Origin of the sequence: Kitasatospora sp. NPDC088861 (assembly GCF_044750105.1) — a bacterium.
Taxonomy (GTDB): Bacteria; Actinomycetota; Actinomycetes; order Streptomycetales; family Streptomycetaceae; genus Kitasatospora.
In genome coordinates, this window is record NZ_JBIVJF010000008.1 from 118,325 (window position 1) to 132,830 (window position 14,506).

The window sequence follows — 14,506 nt, forward strand, 5'->3', positions numbered from 1 at the left end:
ACTCCGGGCCAAGGCCGAACAGGCCGCCACCGAACTCACCGAACGCACCACCGCCGAGACGACCGAACAGCGCGAGGCGACCGAACAGCACGTCGCCGAGCTGCGCGCCCTCGCCGAACGCGAGACCACCGAACTGCGCGAGCTCGCCGAACGGGAGAGCGCCGAACTGCGCGAGCTCGCCGAGCGCGAGACCACCGAGCAGCGCACCGCCGCCGAGGCGTACGCCGCCGACGTCCGGGCCAAGGCCGAACAGGCCGCCACCGAACTCACCGAACGCACCACCGCCGAGACGACCGAACAGCGCGAGGCGACCGAACAGCACGTCGCCGCCCAGCGCGCCGAAGCCGAGGAACTGCTGGAGGGCGCCCGGAGCGCCGCCGAGCAGCGCCAGGCCGAGGCCGCCCGGGACGCCAAGGCCGTCCGGGAGAAGGCCGCCGCCGAGCTGGCGTTCGCCGCCGAGCAGGCCGAGACGGTCCGCGCCGAGGCCGGCCGCGAGCTGTCCGAGGCCCGCGCCACCGCCGACAGCATCCGGGCCGAGGCCACCGCCGTCCTGGAGCAGGCCCGGGTCGACGGCGAGGAGCTGGTCGCCGCCGCCGGTGTCGAGGGCGCCGCCCTGGTCGAGGCCGCCGAGGAGGAGGCCGCCGAGGTCCGCCAGTCGGTGGCCGGCATGCACGAGGCCGCCGCCGAGCAGATCGCCGAGCGGAAGGCCGCCGCCGAGCGGGAGGCCGCCGAGGTCCGCGACCGGGCCGAACAGGCCGCCGCCGAACTGCGCGAGCTGGCCGAGCGCGAGACCGCCGAGCAGCGGGCCCTCGCCGTCGCCGAGACCACCGCCCTGCGCGAACTCGCCGACGCCGAGACCGCCGAGCAGCGGGCCCTCGCCGACCACGAGACCGCCGAACTGCGCGCCCGTACCGACGCCGAGACCACCGCCCTGCGCGACCTGACCGACCGCGAGCTGGCCGCCGAACGCGAGGCCCACGAGGCCGAGTTGGGCCGTCAGCGCGCCGAGGCCCAGGCCTACGACGAGCACCTGCGGGCGGAGGCCGACGCCGTACTGCACGCGGCCCGGGAGGCCGCCGGGCAGTTGCGCGCGGACGCCGAGGCCCAGGCCGCCCGGACGATGGCCGCCGCCGACGAGCGCTCGGCCGGCCTGGTCGCCGACGCCGAGGAGCTGGCCGCCGCCCTGCGCGCCGAGGCCGAGGAGTACGCGTTCGCCACCCGGACCCTCGCCGACGAGTACGACGCCGCCGCCCACGGCCGCGCCGACGCGTACGACGCGGAGACCCGGGAGGCCGCCGAGCAGTTCGACAAGGCCACCCGCGAGCAGGCCAACTCCGTCCTGGAGAAGGCCTTCGCGGACGCCGAGTCGCTCGGCGAGGACGCCCAGACCACCGCACTGGCCACCACCGCCGCCGCCGAGGAGCAGGCGGACGCGATGGTCGCCGCCGCCCGCAAGGAGGCCGACCGGCTGGTCGCCGCCGGCGAGGCGGCCGGCCAGGCCGAGGTGGAGAAGGGCCGGTCCGACGCCGACACGCTGCTCGCCGAGGCCCGCCGGGACTCCACCGCGATCCGCGAGCGCGCCGAGGAGTTGCGCGAGCGCACCGACGCCGAGGTGGAGGCGCTGCACGAGCGCGCCCGCAAGGAGAACGCGGCGGCCATGAAGTCGGCCGGCGAGCGGGTCGACGCCCTGGTGACGGCCGCTCAGGAGCAGCTGACCGAGGCCGAGGAGCAGGCGGTGGCCACCGTCGCCGAGGCCGAGGACCGGGCGGCGGCGCTGGTCGCGGCCGCCGAGGACCGCGCGGGCGAGCTCACCTCGGAGGCGTCCGCGGAGGCCAGCAAGGTCCGGATCTCGGCCGTCCGCAAGGCCGAGGGGCTGCTGAAGGAGGCGGAGACCAAGCTCGCCGACTCCACCAGCCGCGCCGAGGCGCTGATCGTCAAGGCCGAGGCCAAGCTCCAGTCGGCCGAGGCCGAGGCCGAGGAGCGGCTGGAGACCGCCGCCACCGAGGCGGAGAAGCGGCTGCGGGACGCCGACCGCAGCGCGGACGAGCAGGTCGAACTGGCGAAGGCGGAGGCCGAACGGCTGCTCGCCGAAGCGCAGGCCGAGGCGAAGCGGGTCACCGACGAGGGCCGTCGCGAGCTGGACGAACTGGTGCGGCGGCGCAAGGACATCAACACCGAGATCTCCAGGGTGCAGGACGTGCTGTCCGCGCTGGAGGCGTTCGAGGCACCGGCACCGGTCGCCCAGACCAACGGGGGAAGCAGCACCAAGAAGGACGGGGGTGCCAAGGCGGGTGCCGGAATTGGTTCCCCCCGGTCGGGCGGCAATCGTTCCAAGAACGCACCACCCGATTGAGCGGACATTGTCCGCGGGACGACGGCATCTCGCCGTCGACACTCCGGTACCGTGTCAGGATTCCCTCAACCACCTCAGCGGTTTGACGACAGGAAGCCCAGAACCCCATGAGCGACAGTCACTCCCCTCACGGCTTCGACCTGGTGCGCCGTGGGTACGAGCGCGCCCAGGTCGACGAGCGGATCACCAAGCTGGTGGCCGACCGTGACAGTGCCCTGACCCGGATCAGCGCGCTCGAGAAGCGCATCGAGGAACTCCACCTGGAGACCCAGACCGCGCAGGCGGCGGTCACCGAGGCGGAGCCCTCGTACGCCGGTCTCGGCGCCCGGGTCGAGAAGATCCTGCGACTGGCCGAGGAGGAGGCCAAGGACCTGCGCGACGAGGCGCACCGCGCCTCCGAGCAGCACCGCGAGCTCGCCGAGGCCGCTGCCCAGCAGGTCCGCACCGAGGCCGAGAACTACGCCAAGGACCGCAAGGCCAAGGCGGAGGACGAGGGTCTGCGGATCGTCGACAAGGCCAAGAGCGACAGCGCCCAGCTGCGCGCCGAGGCCAACAAGGACGCCCAGAACAAGCGCGAGGAGGCGGACGCCCTCTTCGAGGAGACCCGCACCAAGGCCGCCCAGGCCGCGCTGGAGTTCGAGACCAACCTGGCCAAGCGCCGCGAGCAGTCCGAGCGTGACCTGGCCGCCCGTCAGGCCAAGGCCGAGAAGCGCCTGGCCGAGATCGAGCACCGGGCCGAGCAGCTGCGCCTGGAGGCCGAGAAGCTGCGCACCGACGCCGAGCGCCGCGCCCGCCAGACCGTCGAGACGGCGCAGCGCCAGTCCGAGGACATCGTGGCGGACGCCAACGCCAAGGCCGACCGGATCCGCAGCGAGTCCGAGCGCGAGCTGGCGGCGCTCACCAACCGCCGCGACAGCATCAACGCCCAGCTGACCAACGTCCGCGAGATGCTGGCGACGCTGACCGGCGCGGCCGTGGCCGCCGCCTCGCTGCCGGGCGACGACACCATGGGCGTGCCCGCCCAGCAGTCGCGCTGACGCCGCCGCCGGGCGCCGGCGCCCGGCGGTACGTGCGGTACGTGCGGAACGTGCGGAACGGACGGCACGTGCGGCACGTGCGGAACAGCGGACAGGCCCTCACCCACCAGGGTGAGGGCCTGCCGTCTTTCCACCGTCATCATCTCGGGTGACCTGGGTGAGCGGGCGTCACCTGGGGTAGGCCCCGTCGGGCCGCTGGTGCCCGCTGCTGAGCTGGTTGCCCTCGTCGTCGGAGACGGTGCCGAACCACGAGGTGCACCAGACCGACACCGAGTCCGGCCAGTACTGCACCTCGAACGGGTGGCCGGAGCCGTGGTCGCCGTACGAGGTGACGATGAAGGTCTCGCCGGGGCGCAGCCAGTAGTCCTCGCCGAGCGGTTCCAGGGTCAGTTCGACCAGGCCCTCGCCGCGGTTGGTCACGGGCATCCGGCCGGTCACCTCCAGCGCCGAGAAGTCCCAGCCGGTCGCTTCCTCCCTCATCCCGCCGTCACCCGGGCCAGCAGGTCGCGGACGGCGGTGTTGAACGCCTCCGGTGCCTCCAGGGCGCTCAGATGGCCCGCCCCGGGAATGACGGTCAGTTCGGCGTCCGGCCGGGCCCGGAGCATCGGTTCGGCCTCCTCCGGCGCCACCAGGCCGTCCTGCGCGCCCGCGACGACGGCGGTGGGCACCCGCAGCCCGGCCAGCACGTCCAGCGCGTCCGGCCGGGCCGCCATGGCCCGCTGGGCCCAGGCGACGGCGGCCGGCGACGCGGCCGCGACCAGCGACCGCACCCGCTCCACCAGGTGCAGCGAGTCCGGCCCGAGCTGCCCGGCGGCGACCTCCTCGTCGAGCAGCAGTTGGACGCTGCCCCGGGCGGTGACGGCGGCCGCGATCCGCTCCCGGTTGGCCCGGACGGCGTCGGTGTCGGCGGTGGCGCGGGTGCTGGCCAGCAGCAGTCCGGCCAGCCGGTCCGGGTGGCGGCGGGCGAAGGCCAGCGCCACGTAACCGCCCATGGAGAGCCCGCCGACCACCGCGCGCTCGATCCCGGCCGCGTCCAGCAGCAGGGCGAGGTCGTCGGCGACCAGGTCCAGCGAGGGTTCGTCGGCCCCCAGCTCGGTGCCGCCGAAGCCGCGCTGGTCCGGGGCGAGCACCCGGGCCTCGTCGCCGGTCAGACCGGGCAGCGCGTCCAGTTGGGCGGACCACATCGAGGCGTTCAACGGAAAGGCGTGCAGCAGCACGAGGGGTGTTCCGGTGCCGCTCTCGCGGACCGACACTGCGGAGGGGGGCTGGGTCATGGGCCCACCGTATTCCGGCACGCCCGGCGGGCCCACTCAGCGGGCCGTGATATCCGCTTTGTCCTAGCCTTACCAGGAGTAAGGGAGCGCGAATGATCGAGTTGCACGACCTGACAAAACGTTACGGCAGGACCCTCGCGGTGGACCGGCTCAGCTTCCAGGTCCCCCAGGGCGTGGTCACCGGCTTCCTCGGCCCCAACGGCGCAGGCAAGTCCACCACCATGCGCATGATCCTCGACCTCGACCGCCCCACCAGCGGCCGGGTCACCATCGACGGCAAGCGCTACGGGCAGCTCAGCGAACCGCTCAAGTACATCGGCGCGCTGCTGGAGGCCAAGGCCGTCCACCCCGGCCGCACCGCCCGCGACCACCTGCTCTGGCTCGCCCAGAGCAACCGCATCCCGACCCGCCGGGTGGACGAGGTGCTCAACCTGGTGGGCCTCACCCCGGTCGCCCGCAAGCGGGCCCGCGGCTTCTCGCTCGGCATGGGCCAGCGCCTGGGCATCGCCTCCGCACTGCTCGGCGACCCGGAGATCGTCATGTTCGACGAGCCGGTCAACGGACTGGACCCGGAGGGCATCCTCTGGATCCGCAACCTGATGAAGCGGCTCGCCACCGAGGGCCGGACCGTCTTCGTCTCCTCCCACCTGATGAGCGAGATGGCCGTCACCGCCGACCACCTGGTGGTCATCGGCAAGGGCCGGCTGCTCGCCGACCTGCCGATGCCGGAGTTCATCCGGCGCAACTCCCGCTCCGCCGTCCGGCTGCGCACCCCGCACCCCGAGCGCCTGCTCGACGCCCTGTCCGGCGCCGGGCTCCGGTCCGAACCCGGGCCCGGCGGCTCCTACGAAGTGGTCGACGGCGATCTCGCCCGGCTCGGCGACCTGGCCGCGGCCCACGGCGTCGTCCTGCACGAACTCAGCCCGCAGCAGGCCTCGTTGGAGGAGGCGTTCATGCAGATGACGGCCGACTCGGTGGAGTACCACGCGGGCGACGGCCCGGGCCGGGACGCGGCCGGCGCACCCGGCGTCTGGGGCGCCGGCTGGAAGGCGGACGGCGCCCCGCAGACCGCGGCGGCCCGGCAGGAGGAGAACTGAGATGACGTCCTTCCCGGCGATCCTGCGCTCCGAGTGGACGAAGATCCGCAGCGTCCGCTCGACGATCTGGACGCTCGCGCTGACCTTCGTCGTCACCGTCGGCATCGGCGCGCTGCTGTCCCTGCTCACCAACAGCAACTTCGGCGAGTTCCGGCGGGGCGACCAGTCCGTCTTCGACGCCACCGGCACGGCCTTCTCCGGCATCATGCTCGGCGAGCTCGCCATCATCGTGTTCGGCGTGCTGGCCATCGGCAACGAGTACAGCACCGGCATGATCCGGGTCACCCTGGCCGCCGTCCCGCAGCGCGGCACCCTGCTCACCGGCAAGGCGGTGGTGCTCGGCGCGATGGCCCTGGCGGTCTCGGTGGTGACGGCCTTCGTCACCTTCTTCACCGGCCAGGCGCTGCTCGGCTCGCACTCCACCAGCCTCGACCAACCGCACGTGCTGCGCGCGGTGTTCGGCGCCGCGCTGTACCTGACGATGCTCTGCCTGTTCTCGGCCGGCGTCACCACGATGCTGCACAGCCAGACGCTGGCACTGGGCGTACTGGTCCCGTTCTTCTTCCTGCTCTCGCCGATCCTCTCGGCGGTGCCGAAGGTCAAGACCCTGGCCCACTACTTCCCGGACTACGCGGGCTCGCGGATGCTGCTGGTGTACGAGCAGCACGGCCAGCCGTACGGGCCGTGGGAGGGCTTCGTGATCTGCCTGGCCTGGACGCTCGCCGCCCTGCTCGGCGGCGCGCTGGTGCTCAAGAACCGGGACGCCTGACCGGCTCAGTACCGCGGAGCGCCGCGGCCCCGCAGGACGTTGGAGGCCCGGCGCTCCCGCGCGCCCCAGCAGGCGCGGTGCCAGTGCCGCCGGTCGTCCACGCCCGCGCCGTACATCGGCCAGGCCACCACGTGGCCCATCCCGGGCGGGATCTCCTGGTCGCAGCCCGGGCACCGGTAGTGCCGCCCGGCCGTCCCGGCGACCGTCTGGACCACCCAGTCGTCGCCCTGGTGGCTCTCGGTGCGGCGCAGCGATCCGCCGAGCGGGGAGGCCTGCTCGGCGCTCCCGCCCGGGTCGGCGCTCTTGATCCGGTTGCGGCGCGGCGACACGTCGGACTACCTCTCTTCCGGGATTTCGGGTCGTTCCAGCCTACGGCCGGCCGCCCCTCCGGCAGGCCACTATCACGGCATCGTCCGACGCTCCCGCGTTTTTGCCGAGATCCACCCGATCTTCGACGAAATCCGGGTTTCCGCGTGCCATTGGCACATGACATCGGATACCCACAAGGGGAACAGGCGGGGCCCGCAGACCCTGCGCGCACCCGAGGAGGCCCCACCATGACCAAGACCAGCGCCCGCGCCGAGACCCGTCGGCCCGTCGGAGTCCGGCCGCCCGCCCCCGGGCCGGTGCTGACCTCGCCCATCCCGGTCACGGCCGCGGCGGGCGAGCCGCTGCCCGTGCCGCAGCGGGCGGGCGCGCTCCCGCCGGACACCGCGCCGGTGCGGGTCGGCGCGTTCCTGCTGTCCGCGCAGTTCCCCGGGCAGAGCCACCGCGAGGCGCTGGACCGCACCGTCCGGGCCGCCGTCGAGGCCGAACGCGCGGGCCTGGACAGCGTCTGGCTGGCCGAGCACCACTTCGTCCCGTACGGGGTCTGCCCCAACGCCGCCACGCTGGCCGCGCTGCTGCTCGGCCGCACCCGCCGGATCGGCGTCGGCACGGCGGTCAGCGTGCTCTCCACCGCCCACCCGGTGGCGCTCGGCGAGCAGGCCGCGCTGCTGCACCTCACCTCGGACGGGCGCTTCACGCTCGGGGTGGGCCGCGGCGGCCCCTGGATCGACCTGGACGTGTTCGGCGGCGGCGTGGACGCCTTCGAGAACGGCTTCCCTGAGCGGCTGGACCTGCTGCTGCGCTGGCTGCGCGGCTCCCGGGTCGGCGCGGACGGCCCGCAGTTCGCCTTCCCCGAGGTGGCGGTGGTGCCGCGCGCCACCGAACCGGTGCGCCGGTCCGGACTGGGCAGCTGGCTCGGTCTCGACGAGCGGTCCGGCCCGGTGCGCTTCCCGCGCCAGCGCCAGGACGTCGAGGGCCTCGGCGAGGGCTTCGGTGAGGAACTCGACCCGTCCGGGCGGCCGGTGGCCGGACCGCCGATGGTGGTCGCGTGCACCTCTCCGAGCGGGGTGCGGCTGGCCGCCGAACGCGGCCTGCCGATGCTGCTCGGCATGCACTCCGGCGACGACGACAAGCTGCGCATGCTGGAGCTGTACCGCAGCGCCTGGCTGGCCGCCGGGCGCGGCGAGGAGCAGCTGCGCCGGGTGAACCGCCGGCACGTCGCGGCCGGGGTGGCCCAGGTCGACGACCGCACCTCAGCGGCCCGCGCCACCCTGCTGAACGCCATGCCGGGCTGGTTCGAGTACGGGCTCGGCGCCCACCGCACCGTGGACGGCCGGGAGCGCAAGATGCGCGACCCGCGCGAGTACACCGAACTCCTCTGCGACCTGCACGCGGTGGGCACGCCGCGGCAGTGCGCCGACCGGCTGCTGGCCACCGCCGAGCGGACCGGCATCCGCCGCTTCGCGCTGCTCGCGGAGGGCAGCGGCGACCGCGAGGCGACCCTGCACAACATCGCCCGGCTCGGCTCCGAGGTGCTGCCGCAGCTGGGGTGAGCCCGGGGGTGGAGCGGCCGGGCCCGGTCCGGGCCGCCGCCCCTCCCCCCGCACCGGGGGACGGGGGCGGCCCGACGACCTTCCGGGCCGCTAGGTCCTATCCGGTCGATCGGGCCCGGCAAGGTCGGCCGGACAGGACCTAGGGCCCGGCATCGGCGGTGCTGCCGGGTCAGCAGTCCCGCAGTTCCTCGGACTGGTTGAGCAGCTGCTCCCGGACCGAGGTGAAGCGTGCGTGCCGTGCCTCGTTGGCGTCCGACGGCAGGAAGACCGCCACCCGGTGACAGTTCTGGAAGGCCAGCCGCACCCCGAAGTGCCGCTGCAGGGCCCCCCGGATGGCGTCGCTGGCGAGGGCCCGCAGGAGCTGGCCGCGGGCCTGCTCGCTGGGCGGCGGTACCTGGTTGTCGGCGAAGTCGGTACCGTCGACCTTCGCCTGGGCGACCAGCGAGCTGATCAGGTCCCAGGCGTACGGCAGCGAGACGCGGACGCAGTCGACGAATTCCCGCTCGTCGACCTCGCCCCGCTCGGCCTTTTCCAGCAGGGCCGGTGAGACGTCGAGCGACATGGATTCTCCTCTCGCGGTCCACCCGCGCGGCGCCCGGGTGGTCGTGCGTAGTCCAAGCTCACAGTGAGGGTGGGCGGATCGCGCGTGGTGTCCGGAACGCCGTGGAACGGGCGTTTTTGACACCCCGCGAAGGCGGCGGCACCACGGGACGTGACGTCCCGGACACCGACCGCGCTCGGAACAGCGTGGCAGTCAACGGCGGGACGGGCCGGTCATTCCTGTGGATTGCTTCGGAAATACGCGGCGGTGCACCACATTGGCCGGATCCCGTCGGATCGTTCATCTGAAGTCTCCGTCCCCGTTGACAGCGATCCCGCACGCGTGCCGTCACGTACGGTAGCGACCCCAGGACGTGGGCGCCAGACCGCGACGGGAGGTGAGCGGAATTGCCGAGCCTCCATGTTCGCGGGGTTCCCGGTTTCTTCACCCGGTCGTCGTGGAATCGCATCAACTGGCCCCGGTGGGCTAGCGTGGTCGACCGTGCGTCTCGTAATTGCCCGCTGCTCAGTCGACTATGCCGGTCGGCTCTCCGCCCATCTGCCCTCCGCCACCAGGCTCATCCTGGTCAAGGCCGACGGCAGCGTCAGCATCCACGCCGACGACCGCGCCTACAAGCCGCTCAACTGGATGTCCCCGCCGTGCGCGCTCAAGGAGGCGGACGGGGTCTGGACGGTGGAGAACAAGGCCGGCGAGAAGCTCATCATCACGCTGGAGGAGGTGCTGCACGACTCCTCCCACGAACTCGGGGTGGACCCGGGCCTGATCAAGGACGGCGTCGAGGCACACCTCCAAGAGCTGCTCGCGGACCGGATGGAGGTGCTCGGCGCCGGCTGGTCCCTGATCCGCCGCGAGTACCCCACCGCGATCGGCCCGGTCGACATCCTCTGCCGCGACTCGGACGGTGCCACGGTGGCCGTCGAGATCAAGCGCCGCGGTGAGATCGACGGCGTCGAGCAGCTCACCCGCTACCTCGAACTCCTCAACCGGGACCCACTGTTGGCCCCGGTCAAGGGCATCTTCGCCGCCCAGGAGATCAAGCCCCAGGCCCGCGTGCTGGCCACCGACCGGGGCATCGGCTGCGTGGTGCTGGACTACGACGAGCTGCGCGGCATCGACGACGACAAGCTCAAGCTGTTCTGACCGGTCAGCTCGCGGACGGCGAGGGCGTCGTCGGCGGAGGACTGGACGTCCCGGTCGTGGGGCCCGTCGTGGCGGGCGGCGGTGTGGTCGCGGTCGCCGAGGGCGACGTGGTCGACGGCTTCGGCGGGGGCGGCGTGCTGGCGCCTCCGCCGGGCTGAGTGCCCCCGGAGTTGCCACCGCTGCCGCCGCCGGTGCCGCCGCCGCTGCCACCCTGCGGCGGGCCGGACTGCTGGGCCGGCGGCTGCGACTGTCCCGGTGCGGGCGGCTGCGGCTGCTGCGCCTGCTCGGTGGTCCCCGCGGTCTCGCTCGGCCCACGGCTCGGCTTCTTCGACGCGCTCGGCGAGTGCGAGGCGCCGCTCGCCGACGGCTCCGGGCTGGTCCCGCCCGCCGCCGCACCGACCCCCGCGTCCGTCCCCGGCGCTCCCGTCCCTGACACCCCCGTACCGGTGGCACCGGCCCCGGCGGTCGGGCCACCGACGTGCGGGGACGGGAGCGGCCCGCCCTGCCCGCCGTCGGGGTCGTCGAGCCGGGTGTGCGGGTCGTTGCCCGGGTGCTGCTCCGGACCGGTGGCGCTCATCGCCACCGCTGTCCCGAGCGCCCCGAGCGCGAGGACGGCCGCCGACGCGGCGATCACCCGACGCCTGGTCCCGGAGCGCAGGCTGGACGGCACCTTGGCTATCGCGCGGATGACGGGCCGCCGCACGGGCGCCGGCCCGGGGGACGCCGCGGGCGGCAGCTGCCGCCCGTCGGCACGCAGCAGGTCCAGCATCCGGCCGGCTGCCGCGACGCCGCGCTGCTCGCCGGCGGCGGACCGCAGGGTGAGCGCCGTCTCCAGCTCGGCCATCGCCCGGGACGGCTCCCGGACGCAGAACGCGTGCACGCCCGCCTCGTGGTGGAACCAGGCCTGGTCGGTGCCGGAGCCCGTCCGGCGGGCCGCCTCCAGCCCCAGCTCCAGGACCCTCTCCCAGGCGCCCCAGCGCAGCGCCAGCGCCAGCGCGGGCGCGGCCGCCCGGGCCAGGCGCACGACGGCGTCGTGCCGGCCGGCCGCCCGGTCCGCGACCAGCACGCCGACCACGACCTCCGCCTCGGCCGCGACCTGTTCCAGCGACACCGAGCTGTGCCCGACCCACCAGGCGAAGTGCTGGGCGGCGCCGTCCAGGCAGCCGCGGGCCGGCCAGTGCGGGGCGAGCAGGTCCAGCACCCCGGCGGTCAGCCGGTGGTGCCCGCCGATGGACACCGCCAGCCCGGCGTCGGCGAGTTCGGCGAGGGCGCTCTCGCCCTGGCCGACGTCGATCAGCGCGGGCAGGTGCGGCGCGGTGGGACACTCGCCGCCGAGCGCGACGGCGAGCCTCAGGACGGCCTGGGCGGGCTCACTCAGCCCCTCCGCGAGCCGGACGGCGGGTGAGGCGGTCTCGGCGACGGACGGCAGCGGGACGGTGCGGCGCAGCGCGTTCTCACGGACGGCCGGATCGGGGTCGTGGACGGGCTCCTCGACCGCGCCGAAGACCCCCATCCGGTCCTCCTCGGCGGCGACCAGCGCGTCCACCGCCACGTCCCGCTGGCGCAGCAGCGCGGCGGCCTGGACGAAGCGCAGCGGCAGCCCCTCGGACTCGAACCAGAGGTCGACCGCCCAGGCCTTCTCCTCGACGTCCAGCGGCCGCCCGGCCTGGCGGGCGGCGAGGGCGAGGCAGGCGGAGCGGGAGAGCCCGGCGACCAGGTGGTCCTGCAAGCGGGAGCCGGGTGACGGCGCCGGGCTCCCGGGGGCGGCGGAGATCAGGAAGGCGCAGCCGGGGGCGAGGGCGAGCAGGTCCTCCAGCTCGGCGCCGGACTGCTCCGCGCCGTCGACGACCACGATCGCGCCGACCTCGGCGAGGTGCACGGCCAGCTGGCCAGGGTCGGGCCGGTAGCCGGGGGCGTGGTGGGTGGCCGCGAAGAGGTCCTGGAGCAGGTCGGCGGCGGTGCGGCGGTGCCCGCAGAGCTGGACGACGCCGCCGGGGGCGAGGTCGGCGGCGGCCTCGGCGACGGCCGACAGCAGCGCGCTGCGGCCCGAGCCGGCCTGGCCGACCAGGCGTATCGAGCGGCCCTCGGCGAGCAGGCCGAGGAGTTCGGCGACGTCGGCCTCGCGGTCGAGCAGCGGCAGGTCGGCGGGCCCGGCACCGAGGGCGAGCGGGCCGACCGCGCGGCCGACGCCGCCGACCGGGCCCCGGGCGGGCTCGCTGCGCTCGATCCGGCGCGGGCGGGGCCGCCACTCCTCGGGGCAGGGCCTGACCTCGGAGCCGTCCGGGGCGCCGACGCCGACCAGCAGGGCGCCGGAGACGAGTTCGCCGCCTCGGGTGCGGGCGGCCTCCTGCCGGAACTCCCCGGTTGGCTGTGCCACGTTCTGCTCCGCATCCTGCTCGGCCGCCGGCGTCCCGCGCCGGCCGGCTGACGTCTCGGTCGCGGCCGCGCGCGGGCTGGGGGCAGCTGGCTGGGGCGGCCGTCATCTGACGGGCAGACTCTTGCACATCCGGGCCCGCCCGCGCAGGGGCGGCCCGGTCGGGGGCCGGGCGACGGCCGATCAGAGCCAGGTCGGGGCCCGGACGACGGCTGATCAGAGCCAGGTCGGGGGCCGGACGAAGAGCGGGCGGGGAACGAACGAAGGCAGGGAACGAACGAGCACCGGGGCCGGACGGGGGCAGGAGCGGCCAGGCCCTAGAGGGCGATCCCGTGGGCCTCGGTGACGCCGTCCACGGCCAGGATGCGGTGCAGCTTGGTGGCCACCAGCAGTCGCTGGAGCTGGGCCGGGACGGAGCGCAGCACCAGCCGCCGGCCGATCCGGCCGGCCCTGCGGTGGGTGCCCATGATCACGCCGAGGCCGGTGGCGTCCCAGAACTCCAGCCGGGCGAGGTCGAGCACGAGGTCGCCGAGGCCGCCGTCCACGGCCTGGTGCAGCCGGGCGCGCGCATCGGCGGCGGTGCGCACGTCGAGGCGGCCTTCGATGGCCAGCGCCCTGTGGTCGCCGGTGATGCGCATGCTCTCCTCCTTCGCCTGACCGGTCCGGTACGGGGGTGGTCCGACCCGGCCGTGCCGGGGCGGGGGGTGGGGGTGTCCATCCGGGCGGGCCGTGGCCCCTCGCCCGGGTCCGGTCGCAGCCTCGTCGTGCTGGGCCGGGTCTCCCTCTTCTGACGGCGAACCAGCAGCGCAGGTTGCTGGTTCCGGCCAGATCTGAAGCAACTTCACTCGTCCGAGGGAATATACGCAGTCAGTCTCCACACCTACGCTCGATTACCGCCCAAATCACCCGTCTGCGGCACCTGGCGTGAGGAAACTCACCCGCCCCCGAGCGGGCGGGCCGTACGGTGTTCCGCCGCACGGCCCGCCCGGTCGCCGGGCGTCGTCGTTCACCCGTTCCGGCGGGGGCTCACTTGCCCTCGTACGGGTAGAAGCCGCGGCCGCTCTTGCGGCCGAGGTCGCCGGCGGTGACCATGCGCGCCATGATCTCCGGGGCGGCGAACTTCTCGTCCTGGGTCTCGTCGTAGATGTTGCGGGCGGCGTGCAGCAGGATGTCCACGCCGGTCAGGTCGGCGGTCTCCAGCGGGCCCATCGGGTGGCCGAAGCCGAGGCGGCAGGCGGTGTCGATGTCCTCGGCGGTGGCGACGCCCGACTCGTACAGCTTGGCGGCCTCGACGACCAGCGCGGTGATCAGGCGGGTGGTGACGAAGCCGGCCACGTCCCGGTTGACCACCACGACGTCCTTGCCGACGCCCTCGGCGAAGGCGCGGGCGGCGGCCAGGGTCTCGTCGCTGGTCTTGTAGCCGCGGACCAGCTCGACGAGCTTCATCAGCGGCACCGGCGAGAAGAAGTGCACGCCGACGACCGACTCGGGGCGCCGGGTGGCGGCGGCGATCCGGGTGATCGGGATGGCGGAGGTGTTGGAGGCCAGCACCGCGCCGTCCTTGGCGAGCTTGTCGAGCTCCCGGAAGACGCCCTCCTTGACCTCGAACTGCTCGAACACGGCCTCGACCACGATGTCGGCCTCGGCGACGGCGCCCAGGTCGGTGGTGGTGGTGATCCGGCCCAGCGCGGCCTCGGCGTCCTCGGCGCTCAGCCGGCCCTTGGCGACGAACTTCGCGTAGGAGGCACGGATGCCCGCGAGACCGCGCTGCAGGGCCTCCTCGGTGACGTCCCGCAGCACCACCGGGTGGCCGGCCTGCGCGGACACCTGGGCGATGCCGGCGCCCATCAGGCCGGCACCGATCACGGCGATCTGCTTGCTGGACGCATTGCTCATGGCTGGGTCTCCCGATGCCGTCGCCGCCCTGGGGCGGGCCCTGAAGGCGGCTCAGGGCAGGGGTCACCGCCGGAGAGCCGCGTCGCTCGTTGCCGGGACTCTAATGCCCAATCCGGCCCCGTGG

At 74.4% G+C, this 14,506-nt stretch carries 12 protein-coding genes and 1 pseudogene; 6 read left to right on the forward strand and 7 right to left on the reverse strand.

Going from position 1 to position 14,506, the window contains the following annotated elements:
• Positions 1 to 2,353: pseudogene (locus ACIP37_RS16845) on the forward strand (hypothetical protein); the annotation flags it as partial.
• A gap of 107 nt (positions 2,354 to 2,460) precedes the next feature.
• A complete protein-coding gene (locus tag ACIP37_RS16850; RefSeq protein WP_063347784.1) occupies positions 2,461 to 3,390 on the forward strand; it encodes a hypothetical protein in 930 nt (309 codons plus the stop codon).
• A 168-nt stretch (positions 3,391 to 3,558) separates the two neighbouring features.
• Here ACIP37_RS16850 and ACIP37_RS16855 read toward each other — a convergent pair whose 3' ends face one another.
• Both ACIP37_RS16855 and ACIP37_RS16860 read right to left on the reverse strand, forming a co-directional pair.
• Positions 3,559 to 3,870 carry a hypothetical protein gene (locus tag ACIP37_RS16855; protein ID WP_363582022.1) on the reverse strand — a complete coding sequence of 104 codons (312 nt, stop codon included), beginning with the start codon at positions 3,868 to 3,870 and terminating at the stop codon, positions 3,559 to 3,561.
• Complete coding sequence (locus ACIP37_RS16860; protein ID WP_363582020.1) at positions 3,867 to 4,664, reverse strand: alpha/beta hydrolase; 798 nt, start codon at positions 4,662 to 4,664, stop codon at positions 3,867 to 3,869. Before ACIP37_RS16860 ends, ACIP37_RS16855 begins: the two co-directional genes overlap by 4 nt.
• A 92-nt stretch (positions 4,665 to 4,756) precedes the next feature.
• Between ACIP37_RS16860 and ACIP37_RS16865 the strand changes: the two genes are divergently transcribed.
• Together ACIP37_RS16865 and ACIP37_RS16870 are read left to right on the forward strand one after the other, a co-directional pair.
• The gene (locus tag ACIP37_RS16865) at positions 4,757 to 5,761 is read left to right on the forward strand and encodes an ABC transporter ATP-binding protein (RefSeq protein WP_363582018.1); all 1,005 of its coding nucleotides are present in this window, start codon (positions 4,757 to 4,759) and stop codon (positions 5,759 to 5,761) included.
• Between the two features lies 1 nt (position 5,762).
• Positions 5,763 to 6,530 (forward strand): ABC transporter permease subunit, encoded by a 768-nt coding sequence (locus ACIP37_RS16870; RefSeq protein WP_363582015.1) that lies wholly within the window; start codon positions 5,763 to 5,765, stop codon positions 6,528 to 6,530.
• A gap of 5 nt (positions 6,531 to 6,535) precedes the next feature.
• Here ACIP37_RS16870 and ACIP37_RS16875 read toward each other — a convergent pair whose 3' ends face one another.
• A complete protein-coding gene (locus ACIP37_RS16875; protein WP_363582013.1) occupies positions 6,536 to 6,859 on the reverse strand; it encodes an ATP/GTP-binding protein in 324 nt (107 codons plus the stop codon).
• Between the two features lie 390 nt (positions 6,860 to 7,249).
• Here ACIP37_RS16875 and ACIP37_RS16880 point away from each other — a divergent pair, with 390 nt between their 5' ends.
• Complete coding sequence (locus ACIP37_RS16880; protein ID WP_400806492.1) at positions 7,250 to 8,410, forward strand: LLM class flavin-dependent oxidoreductase; 1,161 nt, start codon at positions 7,250 to 7,252, stop codon at positions 8,408 to 8,410.
• 169 nt (positions 8,411 to 8,579) lie between these two features.
• Here the strand turns inward: ACIP37_RS16880 and ACIP37_RS16885 are convergent, their stop codons facing one another.
• Positions 8,580 to 8,972 (reverse strand): SCO5389 family protein, encoded by a 393-nt coding sequence (locus ACIP37_RS16885; protein ID WP_063347790.1) that lies wholly within the window; start codon positions 8,970 to 8,972, stop codon positions 8,580 to 8,582.
• Positions 8,973 to 9,452: 480 nt separating this feature from the next.
• Here ACIP37_RS16885 and nucS point away from each other — a divergent pair, with 480 nt between their 5' ends.
• On the forward strand, positions 9,453 to 10,112 hold the full coding sequence (gene nucS / locus ACIP37_RS16890) for an endonuclease NucS (RefSeq protein WP_280676005.1): 660 nt from the start codon (positions 9,453 to 9,455) through the stop codon (positions 10,110 to 10,112).
• Between the two features lie 4 nt (positions 10,113 to 10,116).
• Here the strand turns inward: nucS and ACIP37_RS16895 are convergent, their stop codons facing one another.
• The 3 genes from ACIP37_RS16895 to ACIP37_RS16905 all read right to left on the reverse strand — a co-directional run bounded on the left by ACIP37_RS16895 (position 10,117) and on the right by ACIP37_RS16905 (position 14,382).
• Positions 10,117 to 12,489: an ATP-binding protein gene (locus ACIP37_RS16895; RefSeq protein ID WP_400806350.1), complete on the reverse strand. Its 2,373-nt coding sequence runs from the start codon at positions 12,487 to 12,489 to the stop codon at positions 10,117 to 10,119.
• 314 nt (positions 12,490 to 12,803) lie between these two features.
• Complete coding sequence (locus tag ACIP37_RS16900) at positions 12,804 to 13,124, reverse strand: STAS domain-containing protein (RefSeq protein WP_363582008.1); 321 nt, start codon at positions 13,122 to 13,124, stop codon at positions 12,804 to 12,806.
• Between the two features lie 388 nt (positions 13,125 to 13,512).
• Positions 13,513 to 14,382 carry a 3-hydroxyacyl-CoA dehydrogenase family protein gene (locus ACIP37_RS16905; RefSeq protein WP_350879591.1) on the reverse strand — a complete coding sequence of 290 codons (870 nt, stop codon included), beginning with the start codon at positions 14,380 to 14,382 and terminating at the stop codon, positions 13,513 to 13,515.
• Positions 14,383 to 14,506: the final 124 nt, after the last annotated feature.